Below are 19623 nucleotides of genomic sequence, written 5' to 3' on the forward strand. Positions count from 1 at the left end.
ACAGAGAGAGGACCTCATGCCCATGTCAGCCCAGCACAGCGCCGCACCCACCGTCACCGCCGGACGAGGTTCCGCCACGTGGCGGCTCATCGAGGCCGAGAGCACGTTGTGCATCAGAGACAAGGTCGGCCCTCTTTGGGGTATCGGCTTCCCGCTGGTCCTGCTGATCATCCTCGGTAGCGTGCCCGATCTGCGGGAGGCCGTGGAGGACGGCGGCGGCCTGACGTACTTCGACCTCTACGTCCCTGTCTTGATCCTGTTCAATCTGGCCATCCTGGCCACGACCTCCCTGCCGACCACGCTCGCGGGATACCGGGAGAACGGCGTGCTGCGGCGCATGCGGACCACGCCGGTCGGCCCGGCCCGCGTGCTCGCCGCCCAGCTCGCGGCCAACTTCGCCATAGCGGCCGTCGGCATGGTCCTGTTCCTCGCGGTGGCCGGGTTCGGCTTCGGCGTCGGCCTGCCGAAGCACCTTCTCGGTTTCACCCTCGCCTGGCTGCTCGCGGCGGCCGCGCTGCTCGCGATCGGCCTGCTGATCACCGCCCTCGCGCCCGGGCGCGGCCCGGCCACGGCGATCGGTACGGTGCTGTTCTTCCCGATGATGTTCTTCGCCGGACTCTGGATACCGATCTCGCTGATGCCGCCGTTGCTGCGGAACATCGCCCACTACACTCCGCTCGGCGCGGGCATGGGGGCGTTCCAGGACGCGTACCAGGGTCACTTTCCCTCCGCCGTGCCGCTGCTGACCCTGGCGGCCTACGCGGTGGTGTGCGCGTTCGTCGCGGTGCGCTGGTTCCGCTGGGAATAGGCGCTGGGGACAGAGGCCGGGGACAGAGGCCGGGAATAGAATCCGGCGGGGAGAGGGAGTCGTGAACAGGAAGAGTCCGCACCAGCCGCCGTTCTTTCTGGTCAACGTGGTGCCGTACGCGCTGCTGGTGCTCCTCGTCGCGATCCTGTTGTTCGCGGAGGACCAGGCGGGCGCGTCCTTGCTCCTCGACCTCGGCCTGTGCGGGCTGGCGGCCGCGTGGATGCTCGGCATGTTCACCCTGCGTCCCGGCTGGTGGGACCGGCCGCGAATCATGGGGGTGTTCGTCGCGGGGCTGCTCGTGATCACCGCTGTTCTGGTGGCCCGTCACCCCGTTTTCGGGCTCTTCACCCCTGCCCCCTACATCTACTCCTTCACGGTCCTGCGCTGGCCGTGGCGGCTGCTGGGCGTCGCCGCCACGGCGGTCCTTGCCGGTACGGCGCAGGCCTCCGGCATCCCCAAGACGGACGTGTTCGGCCTGACGATGCTCGTGACCATCGTCGCCTTCAACATCGCCATGATGTGCGCCTGCGCTTGGGTCCTGCGGCTCGCCGAGAAGGAGGAGGAGCGGCGCGAGCAGACCCTCGAAGAGCTGAGCCGGACGAACCGGCTGCTGGAGGCTTCGCTCGCCGAGAACGCCGGCCTGCATGCCCAGTTGCTCGCCCAGGCCAGGGAGGCGGGCGTGCTCGACGAACGCCAGCGGATGGCCCGCGAGATCCACGACACCCTGGCCCAAGGGCTCACCGGCATCATCGCGCAGCTCCAGGCTGCCGAGCAGATGCACGAGGTCCCGGCGCCGTGGCGCCGGCCCTTCGACGCCGTCAAGAACCTGGCGAGGGAGAGCCTGGCCGAGGCGCGGCGCTCGGTCGACGCGCTCCGGCCCGAGCATCTGCGGACCGCACGCCTGAGCGACGCGCTCGCCGACGTCGCCGACCGGTGGTCGAAGCTGCACGGGCTCACCGTTCACGTCACGACGACCGGCACGGTACGGCCCATCACACCCGAGGCCGAGTTCGCGCTGCTGCGCACGGCACAGGAGGCATTGGCCAACGTGGCCAGGCACGCGGACGCGACCAGGGTCGGGGTCACACTGTCCTACCTGGAGAACGCGGTCGCGCTGGACGTGCGTGACGACGGCAAGGGCTTCGATCCGCCCGGTCCCGAAGCCGGCACGGCCACAGGCGGCGGGTCACGGCCGCCGTCCCCCAGTGGCGGATTCGGCCTGACCATCATGCGGCAGCGCGTCGAAGGACTGTCCGGCACTCTGCAGATCGAGTCCGAGCCCGGCGCCGGCACCGGGATCTCGGCCTGCATCCCCACCCTGCCGGCCGGGAGCCACGCATGACAGATCACAGGGCCGAGGCGGCGGCCGGGACCCCGATCCGGTTGGTGATCGCGGACGACCATCCGGTCGTCAGGGACGGGCTGAGCAGCATGTTCGCCTCCGCGCCCGGATTCGAGGTGCTGGGGGAGGCCGAGGACGGCGCCTCAGCCGTACGGCTCGCCAGGGAGCTCCAGCCCGACGTGATCCTGATGGACCTGCGCATGCCCGGCATGGACGGGCTGTCCGCGATCATTGAGCTGACCAGGCTCGGCGTCACCGCGCGTGTGCTGGTTCTGACGACCTACGACACCGACACCCACGTTCTTCCGGCGATCGAGGCGGGTGCGACCGGCTACCTGCTCAAGGACTCTCCCCGGGAGGACCTGCTGCGGGGCGCGCGGGCCGCCGCCAAGGGCGAGAGCGTGCTGTCCCCTTCGGTGGCCGCACGGCTGATGAACCGGGTCAGGACGCCCGCGCCGCAGCTGCTCAGCCGGCGTGAGCTTGAGGTCCTCGAACTCGTGGCGGCCGGGAACACCAACCGTGAGGCGGCCGCCCGGCTGTTCATCACCGAGGCCACGGTCAAGAGCCACCTTCTCAACATCTACGCCAAGCTCGGCGTGGGAGACCGTGCCGCCGCCGTCACCGAGGCGTTCAACCGGGGTCTGCTCGTCCCGCGCGCGCCTGAACCGCCCTGACCCTGCACCTGCTCAGTTCATCGAGATGTGCACGTGATCGTAGTGGTTCTCGGTGATGCTGCCGCGGTCGGACATCGTGCGCCAGCCGCTGCCGGAGTTGATGCGCTGCTTCCAGATCACGTACTTCACGCCGAGCTTGTCCTTGTTCTGCAGCGCCCACTCCGCGATGCGGTCGCCGAGCGCGTTGTTGGCGGCCGAGGGCATGCTGCCGCCGGTGCTCATCATGAAGTCGCAGGCCCGGCCGAGCGGGTGCTCGCCGCTGGCGCCCCCGCGGAAGCAGCCCACCGTGAACGGCAGCGCGAAGTTCTTCTCCACCTGGGCCTTCATCAGCCGCGTACGCGGGGTGATGTTGTCGGTGCCGCCGGGCAGCTCGGGCGCCCAGGTGCCGTTGGACTTGCGGCCCGTGGCGACCGGCACCAGGTCCTGCAGCTTCTTCTCGATGTCCTTGATGACGTCCTCGGCCTCGCGGCGCCGGCCGGCGACCGTGGCGGCGTCCGACTTGATCTTGGCCGTCAGCGCGGCGGCCTCCTCGCTGGCCTTCTTGCGCTCGTCGCGGGCCTTGGCCACGCTCTGCACGACGGCCTGCTGCTCGGCGGTGAGCTGTTCGAGCAGGGCCGCGCTGCCGCCGTTGCTGGGCAGCATGAAGCCGGGCAGCGACGGGTCGACGTTCTGGTAGCGCAGGCGGGCGATCTCGGCGACCCGCTGCTCGGCCGCGGCCAGCGTCTGCTCGGCGGCGGCCAGCTTGGCCTGCGCGTTCTTGGCGGCCTCCTGCGCCTCGGCCAGCTCGACCCGCTTCAGGTTGTACTTCTCGATGAGCTTGTCGACCTTGTTGTTGAGCTGCTTGAGCTGGGCGCGGAGCTCGGACTCGGTCGGTTTGGGCGCGGCCGTCGCGACGTTCGCCGGGAGGATGGCGAGGGCGGCGGCGGTGACGAGACCGATGGCAAGTTTCGCGGGGGACGAAGCCGCCACGTAAGAGTTCCTCTCCCTCTGCCGGCCGGGTTAGCTGACGGGTTCGGGCATGGAGCTCCCTACCGCTGTCGCGGATTCACCCCAAGGTGCGGATTGGGTCCCCGGCTCCCGGGCGACGCGCCCGGGATTAGGCGGGCGGTCGGCCGGGTTATGGCCGCCGCATATGGGGATATTAGTGGTAGATCACGAGTCATGCGACCTTAAGTAGAAATCTATTAGTGATCTATCTGTGACCGGAGCAGCCGCGCCGCTTCCTCCGGGCGTACGTCGTTCACGAACGCGCCCATCGCCGACTCCGAGCCGGCCAGGTACTTGAGCTTGTTCGGCGCCCGCCTGATGCTGAACAGCTCCAGGTGCAGGTACGCCAGCTCCCTCCCCGTACGCACCGGCGCCTGGTGCCAGGCCGAGATGTACGGCATCACGACCCCGAACAGCCCGTCGAACGCCCGCAGCACCGAGGTGTAGAGCGGCGCGAACGCGGCCCGCTCCGCCTCCGTCAGCGCCGCCAGGTCGGGCACCTGCCGGTGCGGATACACGTGCACCTCGAACGGCCAGCGCGCCGCGGCGGGCACGAAGGCCGTCCACAGCTCGTTCGCGGCCACCACCCGCGTGCCCGCGGCGCGCTCGGCGGCCAGCACGTCGGCGAACAGGTTGCCCTTGTACCGCTGCGCCGCGCCGAGCTGCAGCTTCGTCCTGGGCGTGACGTACGGGTAGGCGTAGATCTGGCCGTGCGGGTGGGCGATGGTGATGCCGATCTCCTCGCCCCGGTTCTCGAAGCAGAAGACCTGCTCGACGCCCTCGATGGCGGACAGTTCGGCCGTGCGGTCGGCCCACGCCTCCATGACCAGCTCCACCTGGTCGTCGGAGAGCCTGGAGAAGGAGGAGTCGTGGTCGGAGGTGAAGCACACCACCTCACACCGCCCCACTCCCGGCCGGACCTCACTCAGCCCACCGACATCCTCATAAGTCCCGAAATTTCCGGAAAAAGAGGGGAAGCGGTTCTCGAACACGACCACGTCGTAGTCGTACGACGGGATCTCCGTCGACCGCTCGTCGCTCGACGGGCACAACGGGCACTCGGCCGTGCCGCCCGTGGGCAGGAACGTCCGCGTCTGCCGGTGCCCCGCGATCGCGATCCACTCCTCGGTCAGCGGGTCGTAGCGCAGCTCGGAGGCCGGCGGCCGGGGCTCGAGCGGCCGGCGGTCGATCGCGCTCCTGTCGGCGTCGTCGCGCCGGTCGAAGTAGATCAGCTCCCGTCCGTCGGCGAGATGGGTGATGGTGCGCTTCACGAGCCCTCCGCGATGATCAGTTCGCCGGCCCGTTCGGCCAGCTCAGTGCGTGCTTCCTCGGGCAGGCCCGCGTCGCTGACGACCACGTCGGCCTCGCTCAGCTCCGCGATCGTGCTGATGCCCACGGTGTTCCACTTCGTGTGGTCGGCGGGGACGACCAGCCGGGTCGCCGCCGCCACCAGCTCCCTGTCGGTCTCCGACTCCAGCAGGTTGGGCGTGGTGAACCCGGCCCGCACGCTCATTCCGTGCACGCCGAGGAAGAGCGTGTCGACGTGCAGGCGGCGGATCGCGGCCACCGCGACCGGCCCCACCAGCGCGTCGGACGGCGTGCGCACGCCACCGGTCAGCACGACCGTGCGGTCGGCGCGCGGGTTGCGGTGGAAGACCTCGGCGACCGGGATCGAGTTGGTGATCACGGTCAGCTCGGGCACGCCGATCAGGTGGTGGGCCAGCGCCCACGTGGTGGTGCCCGCCGACAGCGCGACGGCCGTGCCGGGGCGGACGAGCGTGGCCGCCTGCCGGGCGATGGCCTCCTTCTCCTGCTGCTGGCGGGCCGACTTGGCGGTGAAGCCGGGCTCCTCGGTCGAGCCGGGGCCCAGCGCGGTCGCGCCGCCGTGCACCTTCTCCAGCAGGCCGCGCTCGGCCAGCACCTCGAGGTCGCGCCTGATGGTCATGTCGGAGACGCCGAGCTCGCGTACGAGGTCGGCCACCCGTACGCCGCCGTTGCTGCGGACGCGTTCGAGGATCGCCTGCTGACGCTGCTGTGCGAGCACACCCGCTCCTTCCAACACATTCCACCAAATTATGACACGGATTTGTTGGGGAATGTTAGTTCGTGCGGAACGCTTGCGCTGGTCAGCGTGCCGGGAGACGTTGAAGGCCCAACCGGTGCCGATCAAGCGGAGGCGAGCTCATGGCCAGACGCGCACGTAAGGGCAAGGCGCGCAAGAAGAAGAAGGCCAACCACGGCAAGCGTCCCACCGCGCGATGACCTGCGCGATGACCTGCGCGTGACCTGCCGGGTGGCCGCCCGCGCGGCCGCCCGCGCGGCCACCCGGCGGCCTATCCGGGCAGCCCCTGTCCAGGCAGTTCTGTGAGCGCCAGGTCGATGCGCTCCTGCGGCAGCGCGTAGTCCTCCAGCTCATCGGCCAGGTAGCGGTCGTAGGCGGCCAGGTCGAAGTGGCCGTGACCGCACAGCGCCGTCAGGATCACCTTCTCCTCGCCGCTCTCCTTGCAGCTCAGCGCCTCGGCGATGGTCTCCGCCAGCGCGTGCGTGGGCTCGGGCGCCGGCAGGATGCCCTCGGTGCGCGCGAACCGTACGCCCGCCGCGAAACACTCCCGCTGCGACCGGGTCACCGCCTCGAACAGGCCCAGCTCGTACATGTGCGACAGCAGCGGCGACATGCCGTGATAGCGCAGGCCGCCCGCGTGGATCGGGTCCGGCACGAACGAGTGGCCCAGCGTGTGCATCTTCAGCAGCGGCGTGAACCCGGCCGTGTCGCCGAAGTCGTAGGCGTACGCGCCGCGCGTGAACGACGGGCAGGCCGCCGGCTCGACCGCCCTGAACTCCGTCGCCAGCCGCCCCGCCAGCTTCTCCCGCAGGAACGGGAACGACAGGCCCGCGAAGTTCGAGCCGCCGCCGGTGCAGCCGATCACCAGGTCCGGCATCTCGGGCAGCTGCGCGAGCGCCTCCTCGCCGATCACCGTCTGGTGCATGAGCACGTGGTTGAGCACCGAGCCGAGCGCGTAGCGGGCGTCGGGGTTCGCGCCGGCCACCTCCACCGCCTCGCTGATCGCGATGCCCAGGCTGCCGGGCGAGTCGGGGTCGTCGGCCAGCACCTTGCTGCCCGCCCCGGTCGCGGGGGAGGGGCTCGCGTGCACGGTCGCGCCGTACACCTGCATGAGCGAGCGCCGGTACGGCTTCTGGTCGTACGACGCCCGGACCATCCAGATCCGGCACTCAAGATCGAACTGGGAGCACGCGAAGGCCAGCGCAGAACCCCACTGCCCCGCGCCCGTCTCCGTGGTGAGCAGCCGCACCCCCTCGCGCGCGTTGTAGTACGCCTGCGGCACCGCCGTGTTCGGCTTGTGCGAGCCCGCCGGGGAGACGCCCTCGTACTTGTAGTAGATCCTGGCCGGCGTGCCCAGCGCCTGCTCCAGGCGGCGCGCCCGCATCAGCGGCGTGGGCCGCCACAGCCGGTAGACGTCCAGCACCTCCTGCGGGATCGGCATGAACCGCTCGCCGCTCACCTCCTGCCCGATCAGCTCCATCGGGAAGAGCGGCGCGAGATCGTCGGGGCCCACGGGCTGCCGCGTGCCGGGATGCAGCGGCGGCGGAGGCGGTGCGGGCAGGTCAGGGATGATGTTGTACCAGTTGCTGGGGATCATCGCCTCAGTGTGCGCCGCCGCGTCCGCGCGTACCAGTACCGTCGGGCACCAGCACGGCGAGGCGCGCCGGATGGTCCGATCGCACCACCACGTCCGCACTCAGCTGCGGGTCGGTCTCACGCTCGTACCGCTCGTACGCGGGCAGCTTCCACCGCTCGTCCTCCGGCGTGCCGCGTTCGAGCGCGCCCCGCGACAGCCACAGGTGCACGCTCACCTCGAACGCCAGCCCGCGCCCCAGCAGCAGCGTCCCGTCGACCAGCACCACCCCGCCGGGCGGCAACTCCTCGTACGGCGCCCGGTAGGCCCGGTCGATGGAGCTGTCCCACAGCGCGGGCAGCACCCGGCCGGTCTCGCTCGCGTCCAGGACCTCCCTGCGCAGGGCCTTCACGTCCAGCCAGTCGTCGTAGAAGGCGTCGGGGTCGGTCCTGCCGTACTCCAGCCGCAGCGACGCCGGCCGCAGGAAGTCGCCGGCCGACACCCGCACCACCGGCCGCCCGCGCAGCCGCAGCGGCGCGACCAGCTCGTCGGCCAGCCCCTCGGGCCGCGCCGCCGGCGCTCCGTCGACGGCCACCCGCACGTGATCAGCGGGCGGACGGTCGGAGATCAGCTCGGCCAGCTCCTCGACGAGAGCCTCACGGGAGATCGGTCGCGCACGCATCGCCTCCACCCTACGAGCGCTCGCTTTCAAGGCGCGAACCGCGGCTCGGACATGAGGAAGGCCAGGCACCCCTGGTGGGGCTGACCTGGCCTTTTCGCCGTAGAGAGCGGACGACGGGAATCGAACCCGCGTAGCTAGTTTGGAAGACTAGGGCTCTACCATTGAGCTACGTCCGCGCGAACCGGTCGAACTCTGGTCTAGACTTCATCCGGTCGTCAGGGCGTAAGCGTACCGGAGTCCCGGAGCGCATGCGCACTCGGCGAGACGGGGCGTGGCGCAGCTTGGCAGCGCGCTTGCTTTGGGAGCAAGAAGTCGCAGGTTCAAATCCTGTCGCCCCGACCAGGTCACAGGCCCCACCCGATCCGGGTGGGGCCTGTTGTGCTTGAGGAGCGCAACAGGTTCTTGAGCAGAAGGGTGTAGGCAGGTGCACCCCATCGGGTAGCTGGCGCGATTCTCCCCGGGCGCCGATGTTCCTAGCGTCGGAGATAGCCGATCGAGGGGAGAGAGCATGACGGTCGTACAGAGACGCGGCTCAGGACGGGTCGCCAATGTCGTGCTGTGGGTGCTGCAGGTCGCGGTGGCGGGGTTCTTCATCATGAGTGCGCTGGGGAAGTTCACCGGGAGCGAGCCGGCCGCGTCCACGTTCGAGGCGATCGGGTGGGGTGACTGGTTCCGTCACCTGACCGGGGTGCTGGAGGTGGCCGGGGCGGCAGGGCTCGTGGTGCCGGTGCTTGCCGGGGTGGCAGGGCTGGCGCTCGTGGCGCTGACGGCGTGCGCGGCGCTGACGGAGGTGCTCCTGTTCGGCGGGCCGCCGATGCTGCCGCTTGCCGTGCTCGTCCTGTGCGCGGTGATCGCCTGGGGTCGCAGGGACGCGACGGCGCGCCTGTGGGCGCTGGTGACCGGGCGCTGAGGGTGCATGGAGCTGTTCGCCGACGACCCGATGGCCGCGCCGCTGACGTACCCGGGCCGGATTCCCGAGAGGTCGGGGGTGCTGGACGGTGACGCGTACGTGCCGGGGGAGTGGCGGGCGGCCGGTGAGCTGCTGGCGGCGCGCGGGTGCGCGCCGCTGGAGGCTCGTCACCGCGTCGTCGCCGTCGGGTCCAACGCCGCGCCGGGCCAGCTCCGCAGGAAGTTCTCGAACCACGGGGTACGCCCGGTCGTCCCCATGGCGCTCGCCGACGTGCCGGGCATCGCCCCCGGTGTCTCCGCCCACGTCAGCAGGTGGGGTTACGTCCCGGCCGCACCCGTACGGACGCCGGGGGAGAGCTCAAGGCTGTTCGTGCTCTGGCTGGACGAGCGGCAGCTCGCCGCACTCGACCTCACCGAGCCCAATTACGTACGCCGCCCGCTCACCGACCCCGTCACCCTGGAGGACGGCACCCGCCTGCCGCCCCCCTTCGTGTACGAGGGCAGGCACGGCTGCCTGGCGGACGGCGACGGCCGGCCGCGCCGCCTGACCGCCCAGCGCCCGCTGATCGCCTCGCTCCTGGACGCCTCCGCCGCCCTGCGCCACGTCTGCGGCGACACGCCGGAGGAGTTCGTGGAGAACGTCAGGGACGACACCGTACGCGAGGCCGCCACCCGCATCCTTCAGCACCATAAATAGTGATAAATCCGGATAAGGTCGGTCAGCGTGACCGACACCAGAACCATCCCTCCCCTGTCCGGCGACGAGCGCACCCTGCTCGTCAACTGGCTCGAATGGCACCGCGGCACCCTCGCCGTCAAGTGCGCCGGCCTCACGGACGACCAGTTGCGCCTGCGCTCGGCGGAGCCGTCCGAGCTGTCCCTGCTCGGCCTCGTCAGGCACATGGCCCACGTCGAGCGCGTCTGGTTCCGCAACGTGCTCAACGGCGAGGACCTGCCCAAGCTCTGGGACAAGGACCGCGACAACGACGCCGACTTCAACGAGGTGGACACCGCCTCGGTGAAGGAGGCGTTCGCCACCTGGCAGGAGGAGATCGAGCACGCCCGCGCCATCTCGGCCGCCAAATCGCTCGACGCCGTCGGCGACCGCAAGGGGCGCGACTGCACGCACCGCTACATCCTGGTGCACATGATCGAGGAGTACGCCCGCCACAACGGCCACGCCGACCTGCTGCGCGAGCGCATCGACGGAGTGATAGGCGACTAGCGGAGAGAGCGGCGGCTCAGGCGTCGGCGCGGAACAGCGCCCAGACGGCCTTGCCGCCGCGCGCCAGCGGGTCCCAGCCCCAGCACTGGCTGTAGGTCTCGACGATGTAGAGCCCGCGCCCGTTCTCGGAGATGAAGTCGGGCTCCTTGGGCGTCGGCACCTCGTCGCTCGGGTCGGCCACGGCCAGCAGCACGTGCGGCGTCACCCGCATCAGCAAGAGCTCGATCTCGCGCCGCCCGGCCGCGTACATCGCGTACCTGACGGCGTTCGTGACCAGCTCGGAGACCACCAGGGCGGCGTCGTCGCTCAGCTCGTGCAGGCCCCAGCCGCGCAAGGTCGAGCGGGTCACGTCCCGTGCGGTCTTGACCGAGTCGGCCTGGAAGGGGAGCGGGCAGGCGGTGGTGTACGGCTTGCCGCCCATGAGCAGGTGGTCGAAGCCCACCTCACGGGTGATCTGCAGGCAGTCGGCAGTGGCCAGAGGGTCCTCCACCATGCTGCCGATACCTCCCCGTTAAGCCTTGGTTAGTGCATGTATGGCCCAATATGCACTAAGCCATCATGGGTCACGAACGCGGCAGCTGCAAGACCCAAATGCACGTGCAGGTGCAATGTGCAGGCGCAAGCGGCGTTTTCTGGTCAAAAGTCATGTAATCGGACACCCGGTTGAGACCTTGTCATACGCGGCAGTGTGGTGTCACTGTGTGTGCGGACCTTGATAGGAGGCAAAGTGACGCAGAACCAGCCGGGTTCCGGACCGACGGCGCTGCGCATCCTCCTGGGCTCCCAGCTGCGCAAGCTCAGGGAAGCGAAGAACGTCACTCGCGAGGAGGCCGGCCACATCATCCGCGGGTCGGAATCCAAGATCAGCCGGATGGAACTCGGCCGAGTGGGGTTCAAAGAACGCGACGTGGCGGACCTGCTGACCTTGTACGGGGTCGTGGATCAGCAGGCCCGTGCCGCCGTACTCGACCTGGTCTCCACCGCCAACGAGCCGGGCTGGTGGCACCGGTTCAACGACGTCCTGCCCACATGGTTCCAGGCGTACGTCGGCCTCGAGGAGGCCGCCGCCAGGATCAGGACCTACGAGGTCCAGTTCGTGCCGGGACTGTTGCAGACCAAGGAGTACGCGAGGGCTGTGGTGACCGCCGGGGCGGCGGGCATCGGGGCGGAGGAGATCGCCAGGAGGGTGGACCTGCGTCTGGAGCGCCAGCGCATGCTCGACAGGCCCGACGGGCCCGTCTTCTGGGCGGTGATCGACGAGGCCGCGCTCAGGCGGCCCATCGGCGGGATCGAGGTGATGAAGGCGCAGATCGAGCACCTCATCGACCTCATGCGCCAGCCGAACATCACCATCCAGATCATGCCGTTCAGCTTCGGCGGGCACAGCGCGGAAGGAGGCGCGTTCAGCATCCTGCGCTTCCCCGACACCGACCTGCCCGACGTCGTGTACGTGGAGCAGCTGGCCAGCGCGCTCTACCTGGACAAACGTGAGGATGTGGACCGATACACCGAGGTGATGGAGCGGTTGTGCGCCGTGAGCACCACCCCGGATGAGACGATCGAGCTGTTGAGGACGATCGCGGACGAGTTCTGACCCGCGTTTCTCACAGCGGTGGCGTCGTGGTTGGGTGTGCATCTGCCCTAGACTGGCCATCGGCGTTGGATGCCGCCGTGGCGGAGCATGCCCAACACCGCTCATGTGGGCGCGGCGCGTGAGCCGTACCGAATGGACGCGCCCGCGATCACTCGTAGCTTGATCAAGGAGACCATTCCGTGAAGACCGCTGTCGAGGAGCTCAGCCCGACCCGGGTCAAGCTCACTGTCGAGGTGCCGTTCGACGAGCTGCGCCCGAGCATGGATGCGGCGTACAAGAAGGTCGCGCAGCAGGTGCGCGTCCCCGGGTTCCGGCCTGGCAAGGTTCCGGCCCGCATCATCGAGCAGCGCTTCGGCCGGGCGGTAGTGCTGGAGGAGACCCTCAACGACGCGGTGCCCAAGCTGTACGGCCAGGCCGTCGACGAGGTCGACGTGTTCCCGGTCAGCCAGCCGGACATCGAAGTGACGAAGATCGACGACGGTGAGCAGATCGAGTTCACCGCAGAGGTCGACATCCGGCCCAACTTCGACGTCCCCGACTACCAGGGCATCGAGGTCACGGTCGACTCCGCCGAGGTCTCCGACGAAGACGTCGACACCCAGCTCGACGCGCTGCGCCAGCGGTTCGCCACGCTCACCGGCGTCGAGCGGGCCGCCGCCACCGGCGACTTCGTCGTGATGGACCTGCGCGCCGAGATCGACGGCCAGAACATCGAGGAGCAGCAGGCCAACGAGGTCTCCTACGAGGTCGGCGCCGGCTCCGTGCTGCAGGGCCTCGACACCGCGCTCGAGGGCATGTCCGCGGGCGAGGAGAAGAGCTTCAAGACCGAGCTGGTCGGCGGCGAGAACGCCGGCGAGGAAGCCGACGTGATCATCAACGTCAAGTCGGTCAAGGAGAAGGTGCTGCCCGAGCTCGACGACGAGTTCGCCCAGCTCGCCAGCGAGTTCGACACGCTCGACGAGCTCAAGGCCAGCATCCGTGAGCAGGCCCGCCGCAACAAGCTGATCGACCAGGTCGTCCAGGCTCGCGAGAAGTCCCTCGACGCGCTGCTCGAGAAGATCGACATCCCGCTGCCCGACAGCGCGCTCAAGGCCGAGGTCGACGCCCGCAAGCACAACCTCGACCACCAGATCGCCGAGAGCGGCCTCAGCCGCGACGCCTTCTTCCGCCTCTACCAGACGACGGAGGAGGAGCGCTTCGAGGAGTTCGAGAAGAACTCCGCGCGCGCCATCAAGGTCGGCTTCGTGCTCGACAAGATCGTCAAGGCCGAGGAGCTGGGCGTCTCCGAGCAGGAGCTGACCAACTTCGTCGTGCGCCGCGCCATGGAGATGGGCGTGCAGCCCAACGAGCTGGCCCAGCACCTCGCCGACAACGACCAGCTGACGCTGGCCATGGTCGAGATCGTGCGCGACAAGGCCAAGTCGGTCCTGGGCGACGCCGCCAAGGTCGTCGACACCGACGGCAACGAGGTCGACCTCAAGGCGATCTACACCGAGATCAACGGTGAGCAGGTCGTCGAGGAGGGCGAGGATGAGCCCGCCGAGGACGCCAAGCCCGAGGCCTGACGCCTCACCCGCTTCACGCGAAAGCCCCCGGGATCTCCCGGGGGCTTTCGCGTGCCGCCCCTCCACCGGCGCTGAGGCAGCCCAGCACGCGCCGCGGGCGCGAACGACGTACGAGGGCCGACTCGGGTGTGCGACCGCCTCAGGGCCGTCTCAGGGGCCGTCTCAGCGCTCCCGCGGAACCGCGCGTAAGGACACGAAAGCCGCCGGGAACAACGGCAAACGCGACGCCCGAACATGCGCCGTCAGCGAACAGCACCAGGGACCGGGCATGAGCTGTAGGCAGCGCGCGTTAAGGTCACAAGCAAAGCCAATCGATTACGACGCATCGGAAGGTGACGCTGTGACCAGCCCGCCGACCTTCTATCAGCCTGAGTCTCGAGGCCGTGAGAACGGCTCCGCCTTCCGGCTTGAGGACCAGCTCTACCAGCGCCTGCTCCGCGAGCGCATCATCGTGCTCGGGCAGGAGGTCAACGACGAGATCGCCAACCGCATCTGCGCGGAGCTGCTGCTGCTCGCGGCCGACGACCCCGAGCGCGACATCACGCTCTACATCAACTCGCCGGGTGGCTCGGTGAGTGCCGGCATGGCCATTTACGACATGATGGAATACGTGCCCAATGACGTTTCCACTGTGGTGATGGGCATGGCGGCATCGATGGGGCAGTTCCTGCTCACGGCCGGGGCACGGGGCAAGCGCTACGCCCTGCCGCACGCCCGGGTGATGATGCACCAGCCGTCCGGCGGCATCGGTGGCACCGCCGCCGACATCGCCATCCAGGCCGAGCAGATGCTCTATGTGAAGAAGACGCTGGCCGAGCGCATCGCGTTCCACACCGGGCAGCCGCTGGAGCAGATCGAGTCCGACTCCGACCGTGACCGCTGGTTCACGGCCGAGGAGGCCAAGGACTACGGCTTCATCGACCACGTGGTGCGCAGCGCGCGTCAGGTGCCCTCCGCGGGCCCGGTCTCCTAGGGGGAGCTGACATGAACATCCAGAGCCGTTACGTTCTCCCCTCCTTCGTCGAGCGCACGTCATACGGCGTGAAGGAGATGAACCCGTACAACAAGCTCTTCGAGGACCGCATCATCTTCCTCGGAGTGCAGATCGACGACGCGTCGGCCAACGACGTGATGGCCCAGCTGCTGACGCTGGAGTCGCTCGACCCCGACCGTGACATCAGCATCTACATCAACTCGCCCGGCGGCTCCTTCACCGCCATGACGGCGATCTACGACACGATGCAGTTCGTCCGGCCGGAGATCCAGACCGTCTGCCTCGGCCAGGCCGCGTCCGCCGCGGCCGTGCTGCTGGCCGGCGGCACCCCGGGCAAGCGGTTCGCGCTGCCCAACGCCCGGGTGCTGATCCACCAGCCGTCCACCGAGGGCGGCGGCCAGGGAAGCGACATCGAGATCCAGGCCCGCGAGATCCTCCGCATGCGCACGCTGCTGGAGGACATCGTGGCCCGCCACACGGGCAAGCCTTCCGCCGACGTCCGCAAGGACATCGAACGCGACAAAATTCTCAACGCGGACGAGGCAAAGGCGTATGGTCTGATCGACGACATCATCCCGTCCAGGAAGAAGCGAGCTCAGGCCGTGGCTTCCTAGACGAGACGTGACGCACCGGGGCGCTGCCCAATAGGGCACGTTCCGGTGCGACTCGCCGCTAGGGGGCTCACTGAGGGCCCAGAAGACGGTAACGTCGAAACCTGAGCGGTTCGGCCTAGTCCGGAGAATGTCCGGAGACACTGCTCTCGTGAGCAGGGCGGTCCCACGCAAAGGAGTATCTGGGGTGGCACGCATCGGCGACGGGGGAGACCTGCTGAAGTGCTCTTTCTGCGGAAAGAGTCAGAAGCAAGTCAAGAAGCTCATTGCCGGTCCAGGCGTCTACATCTGCGATGAGTGCATCGATCTCTGCAACGAGATCATCGAGGAGGAGCTGTCCGAGTCCTCCGAGCTCAAGTGGGACAACCTGCCCAAGCCGAGGGAGATCTACGAGTTCCTCGACGCCTACGTCATCGGTCAGGACAAGGCGAAGAAGGCTCTCTCGGTGGCGGTGTACAACCACTACAAGCGGGTGCAGTCGGGCGACCGGGGCAGAGACGACGGTCTCGAGCTGGCCAAGAGCAACATCCTGCTGCTCGGGCCCACGGGTTCGGGCAAGACGCTGCTGGCGCAGACCCTGGCGAAGATGCTCAACGTGCCCTTCGCCATCGCCGACGCCACCGCGCTCACGGAGGCCGGCTACGTCGGCGAGGATGTCGAGAACATCCTGCTCAAGCTCATCCAGGCCGCCGACTACGACGTCAAGAAGGCCGAGACCGGCATCATCTACATCGACGAGGTCGACAAGATCGCCCGTAAGAGCGAAAACCCGTCGATCACGCGCGACGTGTCCGGTGAGGGCGTGCAGCAGGCGCTGCTGAAGATACTGGAGGGCACCACCGCCTCGGTGCCTCCGCAGGGCGGCCGCAAGCACCCGCACCAGGAGTTCATCCAGATCGACACCACCAACGTGCTGTTCATCTGCGGTGGGGCGTTCGCCGGTCTGGAAAAGATCATCGAGTCGCGCATCGGCAAGAAGGGCATCGGCTTCAACGCCATCATCCGCTCGAAGGAAGAGGTCGACACGGCCGACATCTTCGGCGACGTGATGCCGGAAGACCTGCTCAAGTTCGGCATGATCCCCGAGTTCGTCGGCCGGCTCCCGGTCATCACCTCGGTGCACAACCTCGACCGTGAGGCGCTCATCCAGATCCTCACCGAGCCCCGCAACGCGCTCGTCAAGCAATACCGCAAGCTTCTCGAGCTCGACGGCGTCGAGCTCGAGTTCACCGACGGCGCCCTCGAGGCGATCGCCGACCAGGCGATCCTGCGCGGCACCGGCGCCCGCGGCCTGCGCGCCATCCTGGAGGAGGTGCTCCAGTCCGTCATGTACGAGGTGCCCTCCAGGCAGGACGTCGCCCGCGTGGTCATCACCCGCGAGTCGGTGATCGAGCACGCGATCCCGACGCTCGTCCCGCGCGACCAGCTCGCCGCCAAGCAGCAGCGCACACCACGCGAGAAGTCGGCCTGAGCGCCACCAGTCAGATCGGCAACGCCCCGTGGTCACCGGCCATGGGGCGTTCCGCTTTCCCGTCTCCCTAGAATTGGTCACTGTGACAACGCCAGAGCTGCCTACTCAATACACACCGGCCGACGTCGAGACCCGCAGCTACGAGCGCTGGGTATCCGAAGGCTACTTCCGCGCCGACCCGGGCAGCTCGCGCGAGCCGTACAGCATCGTCCTCCCGCCGCCCAACGTGACGGGCGTGCTGCACATCGGGCACGCCCTCGACCACTCCATCCAGGACGCGCTGACGCGCCGCGCCCGCATGCAGGGGCGCGAGACGCTCTGGCTGCCCGGCATGGACCACGCCGGCATCGCCACCCAGAACGTCGTCGAACGCGAGCTGGCCAAAGAGGGCAAGTCGCGGCACGACCTCGGGCGCGAGGCGTTCGTCGAGCGCGTCTGGGAGTGGAAGGAGGAGTCCGGCGGCCGGATCCTCGGCCAGATGCGCAAGCTCGGCGACGGCGTCGACTGGTCGCGCGAGCGGTTCACGATGGACACGGGGCTGTCGCGGGCCGTGCAGACGATCTTCAAGAAGCTCTTCGACGAGGGGCTCATCTACCGCGCAGAGCGCATCATCAACTGGTGCCCGCGCTGCCTGACCGCGCTGTCCGACATCGAGGTCGAGCACAGCGAGGACGAAGGCGAGCTCGTCTCCATCCGCTACTCCGACGAGATCGTGGTGGCCACCACCCGCGCCGAGACCATGCTCGGCGACACCGCCGTGGCCGTTCATCCGTCCGACGAGCGTTACGCCCACCTGGTCGGCACCATGGTCGAGGTGCCGCTGACCGGGCGCATGATCCCGGTGGTCGCCGACGAGCACGTCGATCCCTCGTTCGGCACCGGCGCCGTCAAGGTGACCCCCGCCCACGATCCCAACGACTTCGAGATCGGCCGCCGGCACGACCTGCCGTCGATCACCGTCATGGACGAGCGCGGCGTGATCACGGCGCACGGGCCCTTCCAGGGGCTCGACCGCTTCGAGGCGCGTCCGGCCGTGGTGGCCGCGCTGCGCGCCGAGGGCCGCGTCGTCACAGAGAAGCGCCCCTACCTCCACTCCGTCGGCCACTGCTCGCGCTGCAAGACGGTGGTCGAGCCGAGGCTGTCGCTGCAGTGGTTCGTCAACGTCGCGCCGCTGGCCAAGGCCGCGGGCGACGCCGTGCGTGACGGGCGCACCCGCATCCACCCGCCGGAGATGGCCAAGCGCTACTTCGACTGGGTCGACGACATGCACGACTGGTGCATCTCCCGCCAGCTGTGGTGGGGCCACCGCATCCCGGTCTGGTACGGCCCCGGCGGCGAGGTCGTCTGCGTCGGCCCCGACGAGGAGCCGCCCGCCGGTTACGTCCAGGACTCCGACGTCCTCGACACCTGGTTCTCCTCCGGCCTGTGGCCGTTCTCCACGATGGGCTGGCCCGACCACACGCCCGAGCTCGAGCGCTTCTACCCGACCTCGGTGCTGGTGACGGGCTACGACATCCTGTTCTTCTGGGTCGCCAGGATGATGATGTTCGGCCTGTACGCCATGGACGGCGAGCCGCCGTTCCGTGTCGTCGCGCTGCACGGCATGGTCCGCGACCAATACGGCAAGAAGATGTCGAAGTCGTTCGGCAACGTGGTGGACCCGCTCGACTGGGTCGATCGCTTCGGCGCCGACGCCACTCGCTTCACACTGCTGCGCGGCGCCAACCCCGGCGCCGACGTCGCGGTGAGTGAGGAGTGGGCGGCCGGCTCGCGCAACTTCTGCAACAAGATCTGGAACGCCACCCGCTTCGCCCTGATGAACGGCGCGGCCGTGGGGTCGCTGGAGGGCGCCGAGCTGACGGCGGCCGACCGGTGGATCCTGTCGCGGCTGCAGACGGTGATCACGCAGGCCGACGCGGCGTTCGAGGAGTTCGAGTTCGCCAAGGCGTCCGACCTGCTCTATCACTTCGCCTGGGACGAGGTGTGCGACTGGTACCTCGAGCTGGCCAAGATCCAGCTCGGCGAGGGCCTGGAGCACACCCGGCTGGTGCTCGGCCACGTGCTCGACGCGCTGCTGCGGTTGCTGCATCCGCTGGTGCCGTTCGTGACCGAGGAGTTGTGGCGGGCCGTCACCGGTGGCGAGTCGATCGTGGTGGCCCCGTGGCCCACGGCCGACCCGCGCTTCACCGACCCCGACGCCGAGGCCGAGATCGAGGCGCTGCAGGAGCTGGTGACGGAGGTCCGCCGGTTCCGCTCCGATCAGGGGCTCAAGCCGGGTCAGAAGGTGGCCGCGCGGCTGGGGCTGGCCGGCACGTCTCTGGCGGGCCAGGAGAGCGCCGTACGCTCGCTGCTGCGCCTCACCGAGCCCGGCGAGTCGTTCAGCACCACCGCGCGCCTGACGGTGAGCGGCGTGAGCGTTGAGCTCGACACCGCCGGCGCCATCGACGTCGCGGCCGAGCGCAAGCGGCTGGAGAAGGACCTCGCGGCCGCCCGCAAGGAGGCCGCTCAGGTGGCGGCAAAGCTGGGCAACGAGCAGTTCATGGCCAAGGCGCCCGAAAACGTGGTGGCCAAGGTCAGGAGCCGTGCCGAGCAGGCGTCCGCGGACATCGACCGCCTCGAGGCGCAGCTCGCCGCCCTAGGTGTTTAGACGGTACGCACGCAGGGAAGGTCCATTCGTTACCGGAGAGTGGACCTTCCACGCCTCAGAGGCTGCTAGAGTTTTCAACCGCAGGGCCGATCGGTCCTGACATCCCAGTGAACGAACCTCGACCTTCGGGTTGCGTCCGCCACGCGGTTGGACAAGAGCCCAAAGTTGGAGTAAGTTAGCAGGGTTGCCTCGAGAGGGGCGAAGTCCGGAAGATCCCGGATCGGGCGGTTTGACAAGGTTCGTCCAGATCTGGTAATCTAAAGGAAACGAAATGTGCGCCTCGCGCACCGGGGTCTCCCAAGGATTCTGGTGCGGATGTACGCGTCCGTTTCTTGAGAACTCAACAGTGTGTTAAAAGCCAGTGCATGATGCACAACCCCGTCATTTTTGACGGATTCCTTTGGTTGACATCCATCGGTTGGTGGGTGTTGGCCAGGACTTCTTTTCAAGCATTGTTTGGAGAGTTTGATCCTGGCTCA

At 68.6% G+C, this 19623-nt stretch carries 18 protein-coding genes, 2 tRNA genes and 1 riboswitch; of the genes, 13 read left to right on the forward strand and 7 right to left on the reverse strand.

Annotated elements, in window-relative coordinates; all coding sequences use genetic code 11:
- Nucleotides 1-22 precede the first annotated feature (22 nt).
- The 3 genes from AB0K18_RS12030 (at nucleotide 23) to AB0K18_RS12040 (ending at nucleotide 2824) form a co-directional block, all read left to right on the forward strand.
- Nucleotides 23-808 carry an ABC transporter permease gene (locus AB0K18_RS12030; protein ID WP_364913565.1) on the forward strand — a complete coding sequence of 262 codons (786 nt, stop codon included), beginning with the start codon at nucleotides 23-25 and terminating at the stop codon, nucleotides 806-808.
- A gap of 61 nt (nucleotides 809-869) precedes the next feature.
- Nucleotides 870-2150, forward strand: coding sequence for a sensor histidine kinase (locus AB0K18_RS12035; RefSeq protein ID WP_364913568.1), 1281 nt, complete (start codon nucleotides 870-872; stop codon nucleotides 2148-2150).
- A complete protein-coding gene (locus tag AB0K18_RS12040) occupies nucleotides 2147-2824 on the forward strand; it encodes a response regulator transcription factor (protein WP_364913571.1) in 678 nt (225 codons plus the stop codon). Before AB0K18_RS12035 ends, AB0K18_RS12040 begins: the two co-directional genes overlap by 4 nt.
- Nucleotides 2825-2836: 12 nt before the next feature.
- Here AB0K18_RS12040 and AB0K18_RS12045 read toward each other — a convergent pair whose 3' ends face one another.
- The 6 genes from AB0K18_RS12045 to AB0K18_RS12070 form a co-directional block, all read right to left on the reverse strand.
- Nucleotides 2837-3793 carry a hypothetical protein gene (locus tag AB0K18_RS12045; protein ID WP_364913573.1) on the reverse strand — a complete coding sequence of 319 codons (957 nt, stop codon included), beginning with the start codon at nucleotides 3791-3793 and terminating at the stop codon, nucleotides 2837-2839.
- Between the two features lie 5 nt (nucleotides 3794-3798).
- Nucleotides 3799-3937: riboswitch (cyclic di-AMP (ydaO/yuaA leader) on the reverse strand.
- A 71-nt stretch (nucleotides 3938-4008) separates the two neighbouring features.
- The gene (galT, locus tag AB0K18_RS12050) at nucleotides 4009-5082 is read right to left on the reverse strand and encodes a galactose-1-phosphate uridylyltransferase (protein ID WP_364913576.1); all 1074 of its coding nucleotides are present in this window, start codon (nucleotides 5080-5082) and stop codon (nucleotides 4009-4011) included.
- Complete coding sequence (locus tag AB0K18_RS12055; RefSeq protein ID WP_345388001.1) at nucleotides 5079-5855, reverse strand: DeoR/GlpR family DNA-binding transcription regulator; 777 nt, start codon at nucleotides 5853-5855, stop codon at nucleotides 5079-5081. Before AB0K18_RS12055 ends, galT begins: the two co-directional genes overlap by 4 nt.
- 289 nt (nucleotides 5856-6144) lie before the next feature.
- The gene (locus AB0K18_RS12060; protein ID WP_364913579.1) at nucleotides 6145-7470 is read right to left on the reverse strand and encodes a TrpB-like pyridoxal phosphate-dependent enzyme; all 1326 of its coding nucleotides are present in this window, start codon (nucleotides 7468-7470) and stop codon (nucleotides 6145-6147) included.
- A gap of 4 nt (nucleotides 7471-7474) precedes the next feature.
- Nucleotides 7475-8128, reverse strand: coding sequence for a uridine kinase (locus tag AB0K18_RS12065; protein ID WP_364913582.1), 654 nt, complete (start codon nucleotides 8126-8128; stop codon nucleotides 7475-7477).
- Nucleotides 8129-8233: 105 nt separating this feature from the next.
- A tRNA-Gly gene (locus tag AB0K18_RS12070) sits at nucleotides 8234-8304 on the reverse strand.
- 89 nt (nucleotides 8305-8393) lie between these two features.
- On the opposite strand from AB0K18_RS12070, the gene AB0K18_RS12075 reads away from it, so the two are divergent.
- The 4 genes from AB0K18_RS12075 to AB0K18_RS12090 all read left to right on the forward strand — a co-directional run bounded on the left by AB0K18_RS12075 (nucleotide 8394) and on the right by AB0K18_RS12090 (nucleotide 10262).
- Nucleotides 8394-8470, forward strand: a tRNA-Pro gene (locus tag AB0K18_RS12075).
- Nucleotides 8471-8636: 166 nt separating this feature from the next.
- Nucleotides 8637-9038 carry a DoxX family protein gene (locus AB0K18_RS12080; protein ID WP_364913585.1) on the forward strand — a complete coding sequence of 134 codons (402 nt, stop codon included), beginning with the start codon at nucleotides 8637-8639 and terminating at the stop codon, nucleotides 9036-9038.
- A gap of 6 nt (nucleotides 9039-9044) precedes the next feature.
- On the forward strand, nucleotides 9045-9734 hold the full coding sequence (locus tag AB0K18_RS12085) for a hypothetical protein (protein ID WP_364913588.1): 690 nt from the start codon (nucleotides 9045-9047) through the stop codon (nucleotides 9732-9734).
- 27 nt (nucleotides 9735-9761) lie between these two features.
- The gene (locus AB0K18_RS12090) at nucleotides 9762-10262 is read left to right on the forward strand and encodes a DinB family protein (protein ID WP_364913591.1); all 501 of its coding nucleotides are present in this window, start codon (nucleotides 9762-9764) and stop codon (nucleotides 10260-10262) included.
- 16 nt (nucleotides 10263-10278) lie between these two features.
- On the opposite strand, the gene AB0K18_RS12095 is transcribed toward AB0K18_RS12090, so the two are convergent.
- On the reverse strand, nucleotides 10279-10755 hold the full coding sequence (locus AB0K18_RS12095) for an ATP-binding protein (protein WP_355420232.1): 477 nt from the start codon (nucleotides 10753-10755) through the stop codon (nucleotides 10279-10281).
- Nucleotides 10756-10989: 234 nt separating this feature from the next.
- Here AB0K18_RS12095 and AB0K18_RS12100 point away from each other — a divergent pair, with 234 nt between their 5' ends.
- The 6 genes from AB0K18_RS12100 to AB0K18_RS12125 all read left to right on the forward strand — a co-directional run bounded on the left by AB0K18_RS12100 (nucleotide 10990) and on the right by AB0K18_RS12125 (nucleotide 19144).
- Nucleotides 10990-11856 (forward strand): helix-turn-helix transcriptional regulator, encoded by an 867-nt coding sequence (locus AB0K18_RS12100; RefSeq protein ID WP_364913594.1) that lies wholly within the window; start codon nucleotides 10990-10992, stop codon nucleotides 11854-11856.
- Nucleotides 11857-12035: 179 nt separating this feature from the next.
- Nucleotides 12036-13421: a trigger factor gene (gene tig, locus AB0K18_RS12105; RefSeq protein ID WP_364913596.1), complete on the forward strand. Its 1386-nt coding sequence runs from the start codon at nucleotides 12036-12038 to the stop codon at nucleotides 13419-13421.
- A 340-nt stretch (nucleotides 13422-13761) separates the two neighbouring features.
- Nucleotides 13762-14394, forward strand: coding sequence for an ATP-dependent Clp protease proteolytic subunit (locus AB0K18_RS12110; protein ID WP_043640066.1), 633 nt, complete (start codon nucleotides 13762-13764; stop codon nucleotides 14392-14394).
- A gap of 11 nt (nucleotides 14395-14405) precedes the next feature.
- On the forward strand, nucleotides 14406-15029 hold the full coding sequence (locus AB0K18_RS12115) for an ATP-dependent Clp protease proteolytic subunit (RefSeq protein ID WP_364381435.1): 624 nt from the start codon (nucleotides 14406-14408) through the stop codon (nucleotides 15027-15029).
- Between the two features lie 184 nt (nucleotides 15030-15213).
- Nucleotides 15214-16497, forward strand: a complete 1284-nt coding sequence (clpX, locus tag AB0K18_RS12120; protein ID WP_043640058.1) for an ATP-dependent Clp protease ATP-binding subunit ClpX — start codon at nucleotides 15214-15216, stop codon at nucleotides 16495-16497.
- An 82-nt stretch (nucleotides 16498-16579) separates the two neighbouring features.
- Nucleotides 16580-19144 (forward strand): valine--tRNA ligase, encoded by a 2565-nt coding sequence (locus AB0K18_RS12125; RefSeq protein ID WP_364913599.1) that lies wholly within the window; start codon nucleotides 16580-16582, stop codon nucleotides 19142-19144.
- Nucleotides 19145-19623: the final 479 nt, after the last annotated feature.

It is taken from the genome of Nonomuraea sp. NPDC049421, from assembly GCF_040677005.1.
In the GTDB taxonomy this organism is placed as follows: domain Bacteria; phylum Actinomycetota; class Actinomycetes; order Streptosporangiales; family Streptosporangiaceae; genus Nonomuraea; species Nonomuraea salmonea.

What these genes read in the sequence shown, in the direction of transcription:
- AB0K18_RS12065 (WP_364913582.1), bottom strand. Translation starts at nt 8,128, where the DNA reads ATGCGTGCGCGACCGATCTCCCGTGAGGCTCTCGTCGAGGAGCTGGCC.
- AB0K18_RS12040 (WP_364913571.1), top strand. Translation starts at nt 2,147, where the DNA reads ATGACAGATCACAGGGCCGAGGCGGCGGCCGGGACCCCGATCCGGTTG.
- AB0K18_RS12030 (WP_364913565.1), top strand. Translation starts at nt 23, where the DNA reads ATGTCAGCCCAGCACAGCGCCGCACCCACCGTCACCGCCGGACGAGGT.
- AB0K18_RS12085 (WP_364913588.1), top strand. Translation starts at nt 9,045, where the DNA reads ATGGAGCTGTTCGCCGACGACCCGATGGCCGCGCCGCTGACGTACCCG.
- AB0K18_RS12080 (WP_364913585.1), top strand. Translation starts at nt 8,637, where the DNA reads ATGACGGTCGTACAGAGACGCGGCTCAGGACGGGTCGCCAATGTCGTG.
- AB0K18_RS12060 (WP_364913579.1), bottom strand. Translation starts at nt 7,470, where the DNA reads ATGATCCCCAGCAACTGGTACAACATCATCCCTGACCTGCCCGCACCG.
- AB0K18_RS12095 (WP_355420232.1), bottom strand. Translation starts at nt 10,755, where the DNA reads ATGGTGGAGGACCCTCTGGCCACTGCCGACTGCCTGCAGATCACCCGT.
- AB0K18_RS12115 (WP_364381435.1), top strand. Translation starts at nt 14,406, where the DNA reads ATGAACATCCAGAGCCGTTACGTTCTCCCCTCCTTCGTCGAGCGCACG.